An 18,556-nucleotide genomic window follows, 5' to 3' on the forward strand; every position below is an offset into this window, starting at 1 on the left:
AAAACCCAGATAAAGGAATCTGGGTTTTTTTTATCCTCACTAGTTGACTCTAAATATCTTTGCAATAAAAATCCAACCTAGAAGTTTTTCTGGTGATTTGTTAATATTTTTGTGTAAAAAAATGAATCACTCTGACGAAAGTCATTAACATTGAAACAGCGATACTTTTGGGCATTCAAGAAGCCCTTTAAACTATATATCGTATTGATCACCTTTAATACTTTACACTCAAGTTGGAACTGCACGTTGCACAAAGAAGCAGATTCGTTTGAATCTGCTTCTAAACAATATTTTTCCCTCTAATTTAACCCTAATTCTTTCTTTATACTTTCTAATGTTTGCCCTTTATACGTTTGTATAGGAGTAGGGGCCTTGTCAACTCCCGGATCTGTTTCAAGGTAATTGTATTCGACAAGCTCCAAGTCTTCTTCATTGATGATACCGTCAAAATTCAAATCCGCTTCTTGTTTATCTGTTCCCCAATGTTCTTTTATTGCTACCGCATCGAAGATATCAATCACGCTATCCTGATTAACATCGCCAGCATCTTGTCTTCTTAGAAGTATATCACGCCAAGTTCCAAGAATACGATCTTCCCGTTGTTCGTAGAGGGTAAACGAGCTATTTACTGGGAAGTGACCTGGGATCTTGACTTCAATTGAGAATGGTTTATCCGTTACAGGTAAGCCCTGTACAGTGAATGCATTCTTATTAACGGTCCCTTCGTATTTTTCACCATCTGCATCTGTTACAGTTAGAGAGATTGGCGCATTGGAGAAATCTTTATTATAATCATATTGTCCGTCCGTACCGTAAAACCCTTGTGGGATAATGCTGCCACGTGCTTCAGAATAACTGCGTAATAATTCTACATGATCACCGCTGTAATACCCCATGATATTCTTCGTCTCTTGTCCATCAGCGTTGAAATAAGAACTTGAAACTGCTGGTGTTTTCATCGAGTTCCGTTTACCAAATTTAACTTCTTTTGCTTCCAAAATGATATCAAAGATCGGTGTATCTCCTGTTACTTCAAGATTGGCATCTTCGCTAATGGAAACCGAAACATTCAAATTATCTTGGACGCTCGATTTTTCTTTGATCTCATGCGATATTGTTGATTCACTTTGAGGCTTGAAGTCTGGATTAAAGACAACATCCTTTACCATCATTTCGTTTTTATCATACGTAACAGTAAAGTTTCCTTTTTTGAATCTCTCCAAGTTATTTGCCGTGATTGTAAATTTGAACTCCTCTTCTGCCATCAATTCGTTCTTGTTACTTGAAATGGTGGTAAATGGCGTCCCTTCAAGCACAAACGCATTCATGATCGGCCCTTCTTCAGCCAGATTCCCCACTGAATCATATCCGAACAACGCAAATGGATAACGATCCAAACGAGGGTGCATGAGAACTTCTTCCTCTAAATCCCCAGAAGCATCGGTGAATAATGGCGTTGGACTCGGGAACGGTGATGCCCAAAAATATGTGATGAAATTGTTTGATTGATCGACATTGAAGCCCGCTTCCTTCATATCATCGATTTCTTTATCATACAGCTTCACAGAGAATGGAACGGTTTCTGTTCCTGGTGCATATTCGTATACTCCGTTCGGTAAGCTGCTTTTAATTTTTGGTGCTGTATTATCAATGAACGTATCGACTTCCTTTGAAAATATTTTTCCTTTTGCATTCACACCCACCAATTTTAATTTATAATGTCCTTCTGGTGCAAGGGTAGGATTGACAGAGAATGGATTCTTCTGATCCCCTGTGTAAGGATAATAGTATCCTGAGAACATCGAATAAAGGACGATTCTTTGTCCTTCTTTTATCCCTTTTGGATTTATAGAACCAACGAGGCCAAGGTCCTTATTCGTTTTCGGATCCACCAATACGAGGCTCAGCTTCTCCATTGGTGAACGTAAAACGAACGATCCAGGTGTAAAGTTAAATAAACTTCCGAACTGATTATTCTGTTTAGTAGAGAAGTTGAATGCCTCAATCTCTTCGATTCCTTCTGCGGAAACCCTGATTCCAAATGGAATTTGGTATTCTTCAGCAGGATCTTTACTATTTACATACTTAACGTATCCTTCGTAATATCCCTTTTCAGCTGTTGCCGGTACATCCAGGAATACTTTTGTCTTCTTGGACTTTCCAGCATTGATCGTTAATTTTTCATCAAATGAAAGAGTAACATTGTTTTCTGCTGCATCCAGAGATTTAGTTGTAAAATGGACACTTGCCTGGAACGTTTTGTTCGTATCACCGTGATTGGAGATTTCTAAAGAACGCTGTTCATGCAATGGCTTTCCATCAACATAACGGAGTCCGAAGCTCATCCCACCAGTACGCTCTTCAATCGTCACTTCTTCCCCGTTATTGATTGTTGCCGTTTCGTCCACAACCTGGAAGTTTACATCTGAGTGGAGAGCTTCATATGGATCCACTCTGCCTGATCCGATTTCATACACACTATAATCACCATTCATAGGGTCAGCTGTGTTCATCAATTTGGATTTAATATCTGCAGGTGTGTAGCTTTTATTCGATTGTAAAAGTAATGCTGCAATCCCTGCCACATGCGGAGATGCCATGGACGTCCCGGACAATCGATTATAGGCATACTGATATGTGCCGTTTTCTTTATCATTAATATAAGAAGGTACAGTGGACAATACTGAAACACCAGGAGCTACAATTTCAGGTTTGATATCATAGTTCATTCTAGAAGGTCCTCTTGAGCTGAAATCTGCCAGGCGATCCCCTTCTGTTTTGATTTCCCCTAAATTGCTGAAGGTGATTGTTTTGCCTTGTTCAAGACTATTTTTTAATTTTTCCCCTTCTTCTTTCGTTAAAGAGAAAGTCGGGATGTTATCTACACTCTCACCAAGATAATAAGGAATCTGCCCTTCCTTTTCGTTGTCGTTATAGATGATTATGGCTTTCGCTCCGTTATTTTTGGCGTATTTGATTTTATCAACAAAAGAAAGTGAACCTCGGGATACAAGAGCGATATTCCCTTTTATCTCTTCCTTGATCGGATAATAGTTAGAGTTCCCTCCAAGTCCTGCATCCACTAATTCAAAATTAGCACCCTCAAAGTCGGACAATTTATCGCTAAAGTTTTTGGCCATTAATTGCAGGTGTACTTCATCTGAACCATATTCCCCGTTAAAAGTCGGAATATCGAATGGGACGTCACTTGCACCTACCGTCAAAGCAAGTGCGGCTGTACCAGGAGACCCAAGTGTAAAGGTATTACTACCTGCATTACCCGCAGATACAACCGCTGTCACGCCACTAAGTACAGCATTGTTGACTGCCACGCTTGTTGGATAGAGAGGGTCATTTGTTATAGCACCTAAAGATAGATTCATGACATCCATGCCTTCTTCAATTGCCTTATCGATACCAGCGATGACATTTTCACTTGTCCCACTTCCGTATGGACCCAACACACGATACCCATATAAGTCTGCTTCAGGTGCCACACCCTTCACACTGTATTCCGATTCCTCATTATCACCTTCACCAACTATTGTGCCTGCCACATGTGTACCGTGTTGAGTGTAATAAGTATTGCCGCTGCGGATCTCTGATTGTCCCGAGGCCTGCCAATCCTTATAGGTGGTTTCCATTGGATCTTCGTCACCATCAACAAAGTCATATCCACCTTTATATACTCCGTCTAAGTCAGGATGATTGTAATCAATTCCCGTATCAAGGACTGCCACTTTGATCCCTTTACCAGTGAAGCCTTCACTATGTAATTGGTCAATTTTTAAATGAGGCATGCTGTCGACTACATACTCCCCATCTTGCACATTTTTTTCCCTTACCACAGGAGGTTCCAATTGTATCTCAACGTCACTCCAAATTGCCCTTACTACATCCAAACTTAATAATTCTTGAATTTTGTTGGCAGGCACCTCTAACGAAACACCATTCAAAGCATGGTTATAGCTTTTTCGTATCTTATAGCCTTCCTTATTTTTGGATTTAAAAACTTTATCAAGTTCATTCTTAAATTTCTTCTGATCCTTCTCCACATTTTCTTTGGCTTCTTGTTGAGAAAGGTTTTTACCTTCTAATTGTGCTTTTAGCAGAGCAACTTTTACAGGATGATGATCCAGTTGAACAATAACCTTTATATTATCGTTACTATTTAAATCAACAGTTGGGGATAAATATAGTCCCTCTTTCTCTACACTCTGCAGTTGTTTGTAGTTTTCGAGTTGTTCTGGAGTCATTTTTGAGAGAGTATCTTCGATGTAGACTGGCTTTTCTGCTAGAACATTAATACCGGGTATATTAGCCGAACTCAAGATCATACCGGCTCCCAATGCATAATACAGTATCTTCTTTTTCATGCTCATTTTTTACAGCATCCCCTTTTTGAGAATTTTCTAACAACTAAATGTTATCATGATATTTAAGGGGAATGTATTGGGGGAATGTATCGAAAAATATTTTACGGTTCACCAACACAAGATGGAAATTATGGTAAAAATTAACCACTTAGTATTTTATTAATTTCTCTATTTGTTCATTAAACAAGGGTAATTTTATTCATTTTTTCCAATCAAGTGAATATAGTCGCATTAATTCCCTTTAATTTATTGGGAAAATTTTTGTGATATCGACATATTTTTTAATAAATACTCTATTTATTAAACGATAGAGCAATAATTTCTCTTTGGTGAAATTTAATCGTATAGGGTATGATGGCATTCCCATAAAAAAAACAGGTCTAATCCTAAAAGAATCAAACCTGTTTTTCTGATATAAATGTTATTTTGGGTATATTTTTTAGTACCGTTTAGCTTTAGAACGTACTTCTAGTAGTTTGTTTTTGAGGTCGTTTTCCATTTGGACAAGTTCTAGTTCTACTTGATGGCGTTTTTCTCGGCCTTCTTGTTGAATTTGTAGGGTTTCCTCTAGTGTCTCAATTAGGTTTTCTTGTGTTTTCTTCAGCGTCTCAATGTCGACTAGACCTCGTTCGTTTTCACGTGCAGCAGAGATTGTGTTTTGTTTAAGCATTTCAGAGTTTCGCAACAACAATTCATTGGTAGTCTCTGAAACATTTTTCTGTGTATCCACTGCCTTTTGCTGATTATATAGAGAAACTGCTATAACAAGCTGGTTCTTCCATAAAGGTATGGCGGTTAGGATGGAAGATTGTATTCTCTCAACTAGTGTCTGATTGGTATGTTGAATCATTCGTATTTGCGGTGCCATTTGCAGGGTAATTTGACGGCTGATTTTCAGATCATGTGTCCGCTTTTGCAGGCGGTCTGCAAATTGCATCATATCACTAACTGCCTGTACATCCATTTGATTATTCGTTTGTCTTGCTTTCTGTTCTAGCTCCGGAATGATGGTTGCTTGAATTTCATCAAATTTGTGCTCCGCTGCTGCGATATAAATATTTAATGCCTGGAAGTAATCTTTGTTTTTGTCGTATAAAGATTCCAGCATGATATTGTCACGTTGTAACACCTTTTTGAAGCTTTCCAGTTGATCAGAAATTTTATCGATTTCAAAGCCAATTTTACGGTACTTTGCGAAAAGTTGTTGTACCGAATTATTTACATTCCCGAAAAGTTTACCAAAAAATCCTTTTTTCTGAGGCTCCAGCTCTCCGGGTTTCACTTCTTTGATCTTTCTCATCAAATCAGAAACTACTTCTCCTACCGGTCCAGCGTCCTTAGCCTGAACATGAGACAAAATGGAATTAGAAAAAGTAGACAGTTCGTTCTGTGCGGTAATTCCGTAAGAAGATATAGCCTGTTGATCTGTAGGGTCAATTTGTTTTGCAATATCGATTGCTTTGGCTTTGTATTCATCAGAAAGTGTATCCATTACCTTTTCTTTTTTAGGTTCAAGTTGAACTTCCTTTAAATCTTGATTCATCATTTCGCTTTCCATTTTAGGTGTTGCGAATGGATTGCTCAATAAGTCATTCAGTGTATCTTCTTTTACTTGGTTTTTTAACTGGTCATTGTTTTTCATCGTCACTCACCCCATAAGCTACTTCTTCTCAATTATTCTCTGATCTGTATCAAGCTGTTGATAATTCATCAGTTTAATTTCTGCCGTAAGATTATTCATATCCCCTGAAAGCACTGCCATCAGCTCTTTTTCCATACTGCGTTCTAATTGTTTTAAAGCACTTTCTGTTTCTCGAAGCGCTTGAGAAACTTCGTGAGTCCGCACTGGCTGATTTAATAAATGAACATATTTTTCAGTGATGATAGCCGAAGAATCAAGGTGATGATGAAAGAAATTTTGTGCTGTACGGTACCTTACCGGCTCCTTTTCCACCATCTTAATGATCTTCGTGGAGATCTTTGATAATTTTGTTATCGTTTGATAAACAAAAATCGAGCGAACGCGAAACCTTGAACTATTAATTTTCTTTGCCTTTTCTTTTGCTTCCTTCAATTGAGCATTAACATATTTTTTCTCTTTTCGTTCTATCTTTTCCAGGTCGTTATTGGGAAGCAGTTTTCTCTTCAACGCCCAGTAGCTTCCTAGGAAGCCACCAAAGGCGCCAAGGATACCAAGTTGAATTTGATTACCTGCTAAAAGAAATACTATTAAAAAACCAACGGCAGCTAAATTAAACGAAAGTATGATAATAAAACTTTGCAGTAAGAACCGTTTCATATTTTCACTCCTCACCTTTTTTAAAGGCTTAAGATAAACTATACCTTTCTTACGTATTTAACAAGGTAAAGGTTTCAGTTATTTATAGTTTTATTATATAGGAAAGAAGTCGGAATACGAAATATTTTATGAATCAGCAACTAGCATTTATGAAAAAGGCCCTTGATTGTGTAGAAATCAAGGGCTCTTAAAAGTATATTAAATTCCTATGGAAACATATTTCACTTCTAAATATTCTTCCATTCCGTGATGTCCGCCTTCTCTGCCGATACCACTTTCCTTTAATCCTCCAAAAGGTGCCTGAGCAACAGATGGCGCCCCATCATTGACACCGATAATGCCATAATCAAGCCCTTCTGTCACTCGATAAATCCTGGACATTTTCTCCGTGAATACATACGCTGCCAAACCATACGGAGAATTATTAGCTCTCTTGATTGCCTCTTCTTCCTCTTTAAACGTGGTAATTGGGGCAAGTGGGCCAAATGTTTCCTCATTCATGCAAAGCATTTCATCTGTTACTCCAGTTATGACTGTCGGTTCCATGAAGGTTTTATCCTTCACTTCGCCACCAAAAGCAACTGCTGCACCTTTTTCTTTAGCATCACTTAAATGCTCTTTCACTTTTTCTAGTGCATCCTCATCAATCAGTGGTCCAAGATCCACTCCGCGTTCCATTCCATTTCCTACTTTAAGTTTAGAAACCTCTTTGACGAAAAGAGATGTGAATTCTTCGGCCACACTCTCTTGGACATATATTCTATTGGCACAAATACATGTCTGCCCAGCGTTTCTGAATTTGGACTGAACCAGTCCCTTCGCTGCCTTTTCCAGGTCCGCATCTTCAAAAATAATAAATGGGGCATGACCGCCAAGCTCCAATGACAGTTTCTTGACAGTATGAGATGCTTGTTCCATCAATCTCTTACCTATTTCTGTCGAGCCTGTAAAGGTAAGCTTCTTCACATCATTATGTTTCATTAATATTTCGCCAATAACGGAGGACTTCCCAGTGATGACTTGAAGAACACCTTTGGGGAGCCCAGCTTCATCTGCATATTTTGCCAAAAGTAAAGCAGTCAGTGGTGTCTGTCCAGCTGGTTTAACAATTACCGTACATCCAGCAGCAAGTGCAGGAGCAACTTTCCTTGTAATCATAGCAGCAGGAAAATTCCAAGGAGTGATTGCAGCAACAACGCCCACCGGCTGCTTTTGAATCAGTATTCTTTTGTCCTTGGAAGAAGAGGGAATGGTCTCTCCATATATTCTTTTGCCTTCCTCTTTATACCAATCTACAAAACTATTCGCATACCCAACCTCTCCCAGTGCTTCACGGAACGGCTTACCTTGCTCCTTTGTAAGAGTTTCTGCAATTAGCTTTTTATTTTCCTCTAATAAAAGGAACCATTTATTCAAAATGTCTGCACGCTCATATGCTGTATAGTTCCTCCATGTTTGAAAAGCTTCTTCTGCATGATGAACCACTTTTTCCACTTGGTCCTCAGAGATACTAGGTACCGTAGCAATCACTTCTCCTGTTGCTGGGTTTGTCACCTCTATTACTTCCTCTGTATTTACCCATTCCCCGTTTATGTACATCGAAAATCTTTCCATTCTGTTCCCTCCAATAAAAAGTTTTCAGGACATTCTACCTTAATATATTCACTCTTTATGGAACATTCCCTTTATTGAACACAAAAAAACACCCGTTAAGGTGTTTTTTGTTCGGCAACTGCCACTGGTTGGCGAAATAGTCTTAAACCATATATCAAAATTAATGTTAAAGACAACATACCAAAAACGATTGCCATCATTTGCAGTCCAATAGTATCGAGGAAAAGTCCGGTTCCAAGAAGAACTACCTGGAACAGCACGCGATCCAGCATATTCCTGAATGAAAAAAAGCGTCCATGGTACTCTTTCGGTATTTTTGTTTGAAAGATGGTTGCTGCAATCGGGAAGAAACATCCAACAGCCAAGCCGAATAAACCGAAAGAAAATAATGTCATCCATTTAATATCTGCAAAATACAAACTCAAGTGAGAAATGGCGATCAATGTAACAAAGAAAAACATTAAAGGTACCATATTTTTATCATTGGAAATGCGCTTTACGGCAAATGCTCCAATCATAAAGCAGACACCTTCAATCGTGTAAATTAAACTTTTAATCGTTTGATCATCTTGAATTTCACTGATGTTGATGACCATCAGATTGAAACCGCCAATGAACAAGAAAGGGATAAATGTTAGAATTAATACGGTAAGAGCTATCGGCGTTTCTTTTAAAACGGGCAGGACCTCTTTGAAATCTCCAGATTTTTTGTTCTTACCTTCTAGTGCCTCGTTATGGTTTGGTTCTTCAAAATTCAGTAAAAAAGTAAGTAAGAATAGTATTCCATATGCAACCATGGATGCCATATACAAAGAAGATAAACTCATGATAACTAGCATTGCTCCCGCAAGTGCTGTACCTGCTATCCTAGAAACGGTGGATACATTCATATGGACGCCGTTCATTTCTAATAAGTCTTTGTCCTTCACAATCAAAGGAATCGATGATTGAAGTGCAGGGAAATAAAATGCGGCAGACAACTGAATGGCAATCATAAAAACAATCATGAAAAGAATTGATTGATATTCAATCGCTAAAAACATAAATACCACGCTAAGCATCCGTCCAAATCCTGATACTAACATCACTCGCTTTTTACTTGTTGAGTCAATAATTTTACCGGCTAAAGGGCCTACCATTACTCCTGCAAGTAGCCCTGCAAACAAAATAAGAGACTTGGCAAAGTCAGAAGGAACCAACGCCTGCATAAACTCCAAGTTTCCGATAATACCAGTCCATAAGCCTAGTCCTGCAATAAATTCACCAATTAAGATAATCCATACGTTCCGATTTTTCCACATGATAGTTTCTCCGATCAGTTGTGTTGTTGTAAGAAAACTATACCATGGAACGGATTAATTCGCTACACGAAATTTTTGTTAGCTTACACTCAGCACAAAACGGTTACCCTCAGGATTGAGGTATTTATTGGGGATGAGGACTTCCCTCGTCTTTTTTCCTCATCATTGAGGTCTTCATCTTGGTGATGAGGACTTCTCTCGTCCCTTTTCCTCGTCACCGAGGTCTTCACACCGACCATGAGGACTTCCTTCTTCCTTTTTCCTCGTCACTGAGGTCCTCATACCGCCCATGACGACTTCCTTCTTCCTTTTTCCTCGTCACTGAGGTCCTCATCTCGGTGATGAGGACTTCTCTCGTCCCTTTTCCTGGTCACCGAGGTCCTCATACCAACCATGAGGACTTCCCTCGCCCCCTTTTCCTGTTCACTGAGGTCCTCATCTCGGCGATGAGGACCTCCCTCGTCCCTTTTCCCGATCACCGAGGTCTTCACACCGACCATGAAGACTTCTTTCGTCCTTTTTCCTCGTCATCGAGGTCTTCCAACAGACCATGAGGACTTCCCTCGTCCCCTTTCCCCGTCACCGAGGTCCTCATACCGACCATGAAGACTTCCTTCGTCCCTTTTCCTCGTCACTGAGGTCTTCTTACCGACCATGAAGACTTCCTTTTTCCTCGTCACTGAGGTCCTCATCTCGGCGATGAAGACTTCCCTCGTCCCTTTTCCTCTGCACCGAGGTCTTCACACCAACCATGAGGACTTCCCTCGCCCCCTTTTCCTGTTCACTGAGGTCCTCATCTCGTCGATGAGGACCTCCCTCGTCCCTTTTCCCTTTCACCGAAGTCCTCATACCGACCATGAAGACTTCCTTCGTCCCTTTTCCCCGTCACTGAGGTCCTCATCTCGGCGATGAAGACTTCCCTCGTCACTTTTTCTCTTCACCGAGGTCTTCACACCAACCATGAGGACCTCCCTCGTCCCTTTTCCCGATCACCGAGGTCTTCACACCGACCATGAAGACTTCCCTCGTCCTTTTTCCCCGTCACCGAGGTCCTCACACCGATCATGAAGACTTCCCTCGTCCCTTTTCCTCTTCACCGAGGTCTTCACACCGACCATGAGGACTTCCCTCGTCCCCTTTCCCCTTCACCGAGGTCCTCATACCGACCATGAAGACTTCCTTCGTCCCTTTTCCTCGTCACTGAGGTCCTCATCTCGGTGATGAGGACTTCTATCGTCCCTTTTCCCGATCACCGAGGTCTTCATACCGACCATGAGGACTTCCCTCGTCCTTTATCCCCGTCACTGAGGTCTTCATCGCAGTCTTTTTGTTATGTACAATTTTTAAATAAATCACACTTAAAAACAGTAACCATGAAGCACCCATTGAAAATCCACCCAATACATCAAGCGGGTAATGTACCCCTAAATAAATTCTGCTAAATCCTATTAGTCCTATGAGAACAAAACAAACAGTCATAAGTGTATTCCTTAGCCAGTTTTTATTGATTATAAAGTAACATAAAAATGCGATTGCCCCGAAGAATGCCATGGAATTCATCGAGTGTCCGCTTGGAAAGCTATAGAAGCCTGCTTCTACTACATGATCTAAGCTTGGTCTGTCTCTTGAAAAAATCTTCTTGATCAATGTATTTAACAACCGAACTCCTACAAGATTAATCCAAAGAAATAATGCCAAATACCAGTTTCGCTTTAGAAGAATGAATAGGGTCATGACAACAAGTGCTGGGTAGAAAAACAGCTTTGACCCTATGTAGGATAAAATGATAAAAAATCCGTCGATATCACCCATTCTATAAAGGCTTTCACCAACCATCTTGTCCCACGATTCCGTTACTTCTATACTTGTCAATAAAGCTACAAATAGAAAAAGAAAAAAAAGAATACCGCTTGCTTTAAACATAGTGTTAGGTTTTAGGTAACTATTCATGATGTCACTCCCAAAAAAATAAGGCTAACTCCTTGTATCTTAGAGTTAGCCTTAATCCTAGTTTTATAAGCTTTTTAACAATAACTTTTTCAATAGGGGGAAGAGCACGTCTGGTAACTCTTCAATATCCGGAACTAAAATACTATACTTGCCATACATATTTTGAATGGTTTTGACCTGTCCCTCATCAATTTCTCCGTTAGCTAAAAATACATTGATCACTTCAAGTCCATTTTTCCTTGCTTCCATAACAGCTTGATGTGTATCTACTATCCCGTTCTTTTCATAATCCATCGCTGCAGGTTCCCCGTCGGAAAATACAAGAAGGAATTTTTGTTTTTCGCTCCGATGCACAAGTCTTTTGGTCATATGTCTGATTGCATAACCATCCCTGTTATCTTCTTCAGGTTCAAGCTGGAGAATCTCTGGACCAGAAGCAGGTCTGAGGCTTGCGTTGAAATCAATGACTGTTTTAAAATAGTTTGGTTGGCTTGTCTTCGTTGCATCATTCGTATCTTCCCAGAAGCCTACCACTTCATGTGGGACAAATACAGATTTTAACGCTTCATGAAAAAGAGTTATCCCATATTTGGTCTGTTCCATTTTATCGAACATGGAAGCCGAACAATCAACAAGTAGGGAAAAAACAGCATCGATCTCAATAGATGGATTATCTTTTTTATAAAAAACTCTTGGGTTTTCTTCTGTAAACCACGGTAAGAGCTTTTTGCTTAATCTACCGAATGGAAGATCACTTCTTGGCATGATCTTTTTGTGCTCCAACGTTTTCTGTATCAGTTGTTTTAATTTCTTTTGGTAGGTGGAGACAAACAGTTTGTATTCCTCATAATCTGAATAATGTTCCGCTGAAATCTTCTCCGGTTTTAAGAAGACAGGGTACGCGAATTTGTTCTCTTTTCCAAACTCGGCACCGCTTCCTCCTTCTTTTTTTGTATCATTAAGAACGTCCAGCGCTTCTAGCTTGGAATAATCATTTTTATTCGTCTGCTGACTCTGGCCTTGGACAAAGCCCATAGCCTGGTCTCCATCTTCCCCTTCTCGAATGCCTTCCCCCATTAGATCGGTTTTCGTTCCTTGCTCCATATCGAATTGGAGGAAGCTTTTATTGTTGCTTTCTGATTCACGGTGCCAAGTTGGAAGCTTGTCCTCATGTACATCTTCTTCTTCGTCTTCATTATCCTTTTGCTTAATATCGTCATTTTTCAGTTCGCTTTTTCTCTTCATCTCATCAAAGCTTGGGGACTCGGCTTCTTCGGGTATCTCTGAAAAGTCCGGAAGGAAAAAATACGTATTAAGCATATCCTTCTCCAAGAGGTCCTCTAGTACCTCTACGATATTTTTGACACTTCGAAAGATATCTTTAGTATTTTTAGCTTCATAAGCTTTAGCGATTTCGTCCCGAAGGAATGGGAGAGCAAGGTCTAACTCCTCATTTAGTTGAGGTACTTCCTCCAACGGATTATCAGTGGTCAAAAGGAGATACAATAGATTGTACAGCGCATCTGTCATAATATTTCTTTCCAAATTGACTGTAAGTTGGCTTCTGAAATATTTGCGATACTCCACTCTTCTCACCATAAAGGTTTTAGTGGTGCCTGGGCGCTCTCGTTTGCAAAGTTCCTCAAGCCTTATGTCTTCCATCAGGATAAACAATTGTCTACTAAAGCTTGATAAGTGTGTTTTTTTCATAAAAGCAAAAAGTTGTTTAATTACTTTATAGTCTGTATGAACAACAGATCCAACACTGCGCAAATACACATCGCTCTTAATACCGTGCAGTTTTTCGAAAGTGGGATGATTATCCCAAAATAAACTGATATACATTTTATTCATATAGGGGTCATAGTAGGACTTGAACGCATATTCCACTTCAAGGTCCTTCTTCTTTGAAAGGGAAGTCGCTAAGTCTGATAACTCCATAAATAGAAAGGAATCTATTTTTTTATCATTAAAAACGATAGGTCTCAAGTTAATCTCCTCATTCAAACAAAGTTTGTGCGATGTTTAAGATAGCGGCTTTTTCTCTATCATCTTCCAATTTTTCAACAATACCACGCTTAATAGCTCTAAGCGGTGGCAAATATACACTTAGATCACAAGTGTCTAATAGTGCTCGTACCGACGCAGCTTCTTCGGATAGATTTCCGTTTTCAACAAGCGCGATAAGGTCAGCAGATAATGTTACATACTTGCTTAGTAGCTTTTCATCTTCCAACTTGGATTGACTTTTCAATACTTGAAGTAATACTTCTCCCTGTACATAAGGTACATCAATGACAACAAAACGATTTTTTAATGCTTCATTTAATGGTACCGTTCCCACATACCCTTCATTGATGGCAGCGATCACGCCAAAGTCCTGATTTGCTTTCACTACTTCACCTGTAAAAGGATTCGTAATGGTTTTACGGTAATCTAATACTCCGTTCAAGATTGGCAAGGTTTCAGGTTTCGCCATATTTATCTCATCTATATATAAAAGGTTTCCTTGTTTCATTGCATTAATAACTGGACCTGGCACAAACTCTATCGTCGCTTTTCCATCATTATTATGAATGGTCTTAAAGCCAAGTAGTGCCTCAGCATCTAAATCTACCGAGCAGTTAATACTGTGCATCGGTTGATGAAAAATGGAAGATAATGTTTCTGCCAACTTCGTTTTTCCTGAGCCGGTTGGTCCCTTTAAAAGAACGTTCTTCCCCATAGATAAAGCAATGATACAATCAAACAGCACATCATCATCAGCTGATGTATACCCTGCAGCCCCAATAAGGGAGCTGATACCTTCTTTTTCTTTATTGCTTTTTATCTTTTCTTGAATAGCTGTAGGTAATTGATCTATAGCAAACATCTTTAAGTCTCCTTTTAACTTATTCCATTTAGTATCCCACATTATGGGCGTAGATATCGAAGTATTGAAAAAGGCTGCTGACATTAGATTGTCAACAGCCTAGTATATTATATCAATTATTGCATGTTACTTGAAGTAAAAAGAGTTAACTTACTTAATGCTATCCACTTCTTGAACTGTTTTGTTTTTCCCAGAAACAATCCAGCCACCAACAGCGATACCAATTAAGACAATCCAGAACATCGCTTTAAATAGCGGGCTGTGCGGGAAGTGGTATGGAAGCACGCCAACACTTGGATGTGCCAGTGTGTACATAGCCAGTTTAAAACCTACCCAACCAACAATTAAAAATGCTGCTGTTTCCAGACTCGGTCTTTCTTTTAACAATTTGACAAACAAGGTAGCTGCAAAACGCATGATAACTACCCCGATAAATCCACCAAGGAAGATGATGATGAATTGGCCTCCATCAATACCTCCGATTGGAGGCAGGTTTGTTTTTGGCAACGTCATGGCCAATGCGAAAGCCGCAAGGATAGAATCCACTGCAAACGCAATGTCTGCAAGTTCAACTTTGAATACTGTCATCCAAAAACCGGACTGTTTTTTTGGGGTATCAACGGTAGCTGCATGCTCCACTTTTGCGACTGCAAACCGTCGCCATATATGGTTGAGCGCGATAAACAGCAAGTAAGCAGCACCAATCGCCTGCACCTGCCAAATACCTACTAAAAATGAAATGGCAAACAAAGATCCAAGCCTAAAGACGAGTGCCCCTGCCAGACCGTAGAATAAAGCCTTTTTACGTGCCTCTTCCGGTAGGTGCTTAACCATAATTGCTAGTACTAATGCGTTGTCAGCCGCTAAAATACCTTCAAGTGCAATCAAGACAAGAAGAACCCAGCCGTATTCCAATAATAATGATATCTCCATGGTTTCCTCTCCTTTATACATAACAAAAGCCTTTCCTAAAAAACAGGTAAAGGCTTTTATGAACACATAAAAGACCTTTACCTAGAACTGTCCAATTTCCAGTTTAGGCAAAGGTCTTGCTAACAACATAATCGTTGCCGATAAAGCCGGTGCTGATTGATTCAGTCACGTCATGACGGCAATATCGTTCTCATAGCTACTCCCCTTTGATTGGGCTTGTGCATATGTAATTTTAATATATAACTATTCTAGTAGGTTTATAGAAGAGTGTCAACACATTATTTTTTCGGAAGCAAGTAGGTATTAGAAGGCCAATATCTTAAATTTCAAACAATTTATTTCTACACTCTAAATATTTTTTTTGTGATATAATCCATAACATTATTATCTATTTCTATATTAAAGGTCGTGGGATTAGTATGCATCAAGTATTTTCTTATAAAGAACGTCTCCATCTTTTCATTAAAATTGTCGTACCTATTCTGATAACACAACTTGGCTTATTTTCCATGAATCTCTTTGACATCATGATGACTGGAAACGTAGGGGCTACCGATTTGGCTGGTGTTGCAATCGCTTCTGGACTTTGGGTCCCAGTTTATACTGGTCTAAGCGGAATACTACTCTCTATTACTCCAATTGTCGCACAACTTGTTGGAGCTAAAAAGACAAAAAGTGTTCCATTTTCCATTACCCAAGGTACGTATGTCGCATTTGTCATGAGTATTCTTGTTATTTGTATTGGGGCAGTGTTAATCAATCCGATTCTTACTGGTATGAACTTAGAAGCAGAAGTTAGATATGTAGCAAAATACTATTTGATTGCACTTGGTTTCGGAATAGTACCGCTCTTTGTTTATACTGTACTTCGATGTTTTATTGATGCGCTAGGGCACACAAGAACGTCTATGATCATCACTCTTCTGTCCTTACCTATTAATGTCTTGCTAAACTACTTATTGATTTTCGGCAAACTTGGACTCCCTGCCCTTGGCGGTATTGGTGCAGGAGTGGCATCTGCTTTGACTTATTGGCTCATTATGATCATTTCGTTATATATTGTCCTAAAGAAAAGACCATTTACCAAGTATCCTCTTTTCAAAAAACTATATCCCGTATCTTTTTCTAAGTGGAAAGAAATATTACTGATCGGGGTTCCGATAGGGCTTTCCATTTTCTTTGAAACGAGTATTTTTTCAGCTGTGACTCTTTTGATGAGTTCTTTTGACACTGTGACAATCGCCTCTCACCAAGTAGCACTGAATTTTGCTTCCCTTCTTTACATGATACCGCTCAGTATTTCTATGGCCTTAACCATTTTGGTCGGATTTGAAATTGGAGCTGGACGTATTAATGATGCCAAACAATACACCATTATGGGAGTAGTTTCTGCCGTCCTTCTTTCTTCCATTTGTGCTGTATTTTTATATTTCTTTAGAACAGAAGTCGCATATCTTTACACAAAAGATCCAGAAGTTATTACCCTAACGACCGCTTTCCTTTTATACGCCATTTTCTTTCAGCTTTCTGATGCCATCGCTGCACCGATACAGGGGGCTTTGCGAGGATATAAAGACGTAAATGTTACGTTTATGCTTGCTTTTGTATCTTATTGGATTATAGGTTTACCGATTGGGTATGTATTGGCAAACTATACTGATTTCGGAGCGTTTGGTTATTGGATTGGTTTAATTTGCGGTTTAGCAGCAGGAGCAATCGGTCTTTCTTGGCGATTAAGCATACTCCAGAATAGATATATGGGTATGTCTGCAACTGCAAAATAATTATAACTATTCTTATAGGAATAAAAAGAGGAGTTGTGTAGTAAATTGTCGAAAAAAGTCATATGATAATTTTTTAAGTGAGGTAATACCGATGAATGATTATGATATGGAAAAAGTCCGTGCTTCTTTACATTATTTTCGACATGAGCTTAAAATTCTTCTTGATTTGTTAGAAAGCTATGAAATGGCAAACTATGAGCAGAAGACAATATTACATGAAGAGTTAATCCTACATTTCAAAAAATACAAAGTAAAGTTGAAAAGAGAAATTAAAATCTTGATTGAATACGATGCCAACCTTTTGAGTTCAGACTTTCTCTTACCTTCTTTAGCTGTTGTTTTTGCTTATTTGCAGGATATTGGAGTTAACCGCATCAACCCTAACAGCATTCAAAAAGTGGTCCAACAAATAAAGAAGGCCTACTTTTTTATGGAACGATGTGATCAACGCTTTAAAATAGAGACATAAGAAAAAGGCAGCCGATTGGCTGCCTTTTCATAGTGCCTATATTATTTTCCAATAAACATTTGTGTCCAGTAGTTACCTTCTTCTACATGACCTACACCGATGTGAGTGAAGTTTTCGTTCATGATATTAGCACGGTGTCCTTCAGAATTCATCCATGCATTTACTACCTCTTCAGGGCTTTGTTGACCTTGTGCAATGTTTTCACCAGCTGTACGGTATTCTACTCCAAATTGTTTCATCATATCAAATGGAGATCCGTAAGTTGGGCTGTTATGAGAGAAGTAATTGTTTTGTTGCATGTCTTTAGACTTCTCTTTTGCTACTTTACTTAATTCTTCATCTAATTCTAATGGAGCTAGACCTTGTTTTTCACGCTCCGCGTTTGTTAATTCTACTACTTTCTTTTCAAATTCACTAACAGCACCTGCTGCTTGTTCAGTTGGTTTTTCAGCATTTTGTTGTGGTGCTTGTTGTTGTGGTGCTTGAGCTTCTTGCTTTGGTGCTTCAGCAGGAGCTTCCGCTTTTTCTTCCTTAGGAGCTTCTACTTTTTCAGCAGGTTTCTGTTCAGCTTGCTTTGCAGCTTCTTGCTTTGCTGTTTCTTTTTCAGCTGCTTCTGCAGATGGTGCGCCATTTAAGTTTACTTGTACACCGTATTTTTCTTCAAGCTCTTTTACATAACCATCTAAGAATGCTTTTGCATCTTCTTGATTAGTAAAATTTTTATTTATATTAAATGAAGTGACCTTATTTGTCAGATCACAAGTTGAATTTGTTGGAGCGTTGTTTGATTCGGCTTTTGCATTCATTCCGAATGGAGCCGCTGTTAATACAGCTGCAGTAGTTACAGCAGTGATGATAGACTTTTTGTTGATTTTCATAGGTGTGTTTCCCCCTTGAAAGTTTTTTGTGTTGCTTTCTTGCTACACGAAAATCATATCATGGGTTTTGTGTAATATTA

Annotated in this window: 12 protein-coding genes; 2 read left to right on the top strand and 10 right to left on the bottom strand. The window is 39.2% G+C overall.

The genetic code is table 11. From position 1 onward, the window contains the following. Nucleotides 1-299 precede the first annotated feature (299 nt). The 9 genes from HC179_RS04100 to HC179_RS04140 all read right to left on the bottom strand — a co-directional run bounded on the left by HC179_RS04100 (nucleotide 300) and on the right by HC179_RS04140 (nucleotide 15,345). Complete coding sequence (locus tag HC179_RS04100; RefSeq protein ID WP_168863180.1) at nucleotides 300-4,382, bottom strand: S8 family serine peptidase; 4,083 nt, start codon at nucleotides 4,380-4,382, stop codon at nucleotides 300-302. A 433-nt stretch (nucleotides 4,383-4,815) separates the two neighbouring features. Then, nucleotides 4,816-6,018, bottom strand: a complete 1,203-nt coding sequence (locus HC179_RS04105) for a toxic anion resistance protein (RefSeq protein ID WP_168863181.1) — start codon at nucleotides 6,016-6,018, stop codon at nucleotides 4,816-4,818. 18 nt (nucleotides 6,019-6,036) lie between these two features. Continuing rightward, a complete protein-coding gene (locus tag HC179_RS04110) occupies nucleotides 6,037-6,675 on the bottom strand; it encodes a 5-bromo-4-chloroindolyl phosphate hydrolysis family protein (protein ID WP_168863182.1) in 639 nt (212 codons plus the stop codon). A gap of 198 nt (nucleotides 6,676-6,873) precedes the next feature. Further along, entirely contained in the window at nucleotides 6,874-8,274 is a 1,401-nt protein-coding gene (locus HC179_RS04115; RefSeq protein ID WP_277351298.1) for an NAD-dependent succinate-semialdehyde dehydrogenase, read from the bottom strand. 110 nt (nucleotides 8,275-8,384) lie between these two features. After that, the gene (locus tag HC179_RS04120; protein WP_168863184.1) at nucleotides 8,385-9,590 is read right to left on the bottom strand and encodes an MFS transporter; all 1,206 of its coding nucleotides are present in this window, start codon (nucleotides 9,588-9,590) and stop codon (nucleotides 8,385-8,387) included. A gap of 1,230 nt (nucleotides 9,591-10,820) precedes the next feature. After that, nucleotides 10,821-11,540, bottom strand: a complete 720-nt coding sequence (locus HC179_RS04125) for a phosphatase PAP2 family protein (RefSeq protein WP_168863185.1) — start codon at nucleotides 11,538-11,540, stop codon at nucleotides 10,821-10,823. 63 nt (nucleotides 11,541-11,603) lie between these two features. Next, a complete protein-coding gene (locus tag HC179_RS04130; protein WP_168863186.1) occupies nucleotides 11,604-13,529 on the bottom strand; it encodes a vWA domain-containing protein in 1,926 nt (641 codons plus the stop codon). Between the two features lie 10 nt (nucleotides 13,530-13,539). Continuing rightward, a complete protein-coding gene (locus tag HC179_RS04135; RefSeq protein ID WP_168863187.1) occupies nucleotides 13,540-14,412 on the bottom strand; it encodes an ATP-binding protein in 873 nt (290 codons plus the stop codon). Nucleotides 14,413-14,562: 150 nt separating this feature from the next. Then, nucleotides 14,563-15,345, bottom strand: a complete 783-nt coding sequence (locus HC179_RS04140; protein WP_168863188.1) for a TerC family protein — start codon at nucleotides 15,343-15,345, stop codon at nucleotides 14,563-14,565. 419 nt (nucleotides 15,346-15,764) lie between these two features. Here HC179_RS04140 and HC179_RS04145 point away from each other — a divergent pair, with 419 nt between their 5' ends. Together HC179_RS04145 and HC179_RS04150 are read left to right on the top strand one after the other, a co-directional pair. After that, entirely contained in the window at nucleotides 15,765-17,129 is a 1,365-nt protein-coding gene (locus HC179_RS04145) for an MATE family efflux transporter (protein WP_168863189.1), read from the top strand. Between the two features lie 91 nt (nucleotides 17,130-17,220). Further along, on the top strand, nucleotides 17,221-17,598 hold the full coding sequence (locus HC179_RS04150; RefSeq protein WP_168863190.1) for a hypothetical protein: 378 nt from the start codon (nucleotides 17,221-17,223) through the stop codon (nucleotides 17,596-17,598). A 41-nt stretch (nucleotides 17,599-17,639) separates the two neighbouring features. On the opposite strand, the gene HC179_RS04155 is transcribed toward HC179_RS04150, so the two are convergent. Continuing rightward, entirely contained in the window at nucleotides 17,640-18,476 is an 837-nt protein-coding gene (locus HC179_RS04155; RefSeq protein WP_168863191.1) for a CAP domain-containing protein, read from the bottom strand. Nucleotides 18,477-18,556 lie beyond the last annotated feature (80 nt).

This window comes from Bacillus sp. RO1, assembly GCF_012524115.1.
Taxonomy (GTDB): Bacteria; Bacillota; Bacilli; order Bacillales; family Bacillaceae_I; genus Sutcliffiella_A.

Excerpts from the sequence above, each read along its gene's own strand:
- HC179_RS04150 (WP_168863190.1), top strand. The coding sequence starts at position 17,221 with ATGAATGATTATGATATGGAAAAAGTCCGTGCTTCTTTACATTATTTT.
- HC179_RS04120 (WP_168863184.1), bottom strand. The coding sequence starts at position 9,590 with ATGTGGAAAAATCGGAACGTATGGATTATCTTAATTGGTGAATTTATT.
- HC179_RS04140 (WP_168863188.1), bottom strand. The coding sequence starts at position 15,345 with ATGGAGATATCATTATTATTGGAATACGGCTGGGTTCTTCTTGTCTTG.
- HC179_RS04135 (WP_168863187.1), bottom strand. The coding sequence starts at position 14,412 with ATGTTTGCTATAGATCAATTACCTACAGCTATTCAAGAAAAGATAAAA.
- HC179_RS04100 (WP_168863180.1), bottom strand. The coding sequence starts at position 4,382 with ATGAGCATGAAAAAGAAGATACTGTATTATGCATTGGGAGCCGGTATG.
- HC179_RS04145 (WP_168863189.1), top strand. The coding sequence starts at position 15,765 with ATGCATCAAGTATTTTCTTATAAAGAACGTCTCCATCTTTTCATTAAA.
- HC179_RS04155 (WP_168863191.1), bottom strand. The coding sequence starts at position 18,476 with ATGAAAATCAACAAAAAGTCTATCATCACTGCTGTAACTACTGCAGCT.
- HC179_RS04125 (WP_168863185.1), bottom strand. The coding sequence starts at position 11,540 with ATGAATAGTTACCTAAAACCTAACACTATGTTTAAAGCAAGCGGTATT.
- HC179_RS04110 (WP_168863182.1), bottom strand. The coding sequence starts at position 6,675 with ATGAAACGGTTCTTACTGCAAAGTTTTATTATCATACTTTCGTTTAAT.
- HC179_RS04105 (WP_168863181.1), bottom strand. The coding sequence starts at position 6,018 with ATGAAAAACAATGACCAGTTAAAAAACCAAGTAAAAGAAGATACACTG.
- HC179_RS04115 (WP_277351298.1), bottom strand. The coding sequence starts at position 8,274 with ATGTACATAAACGGGGAATGGGTAAATACAGAGGAAGTAATAGAGGTG.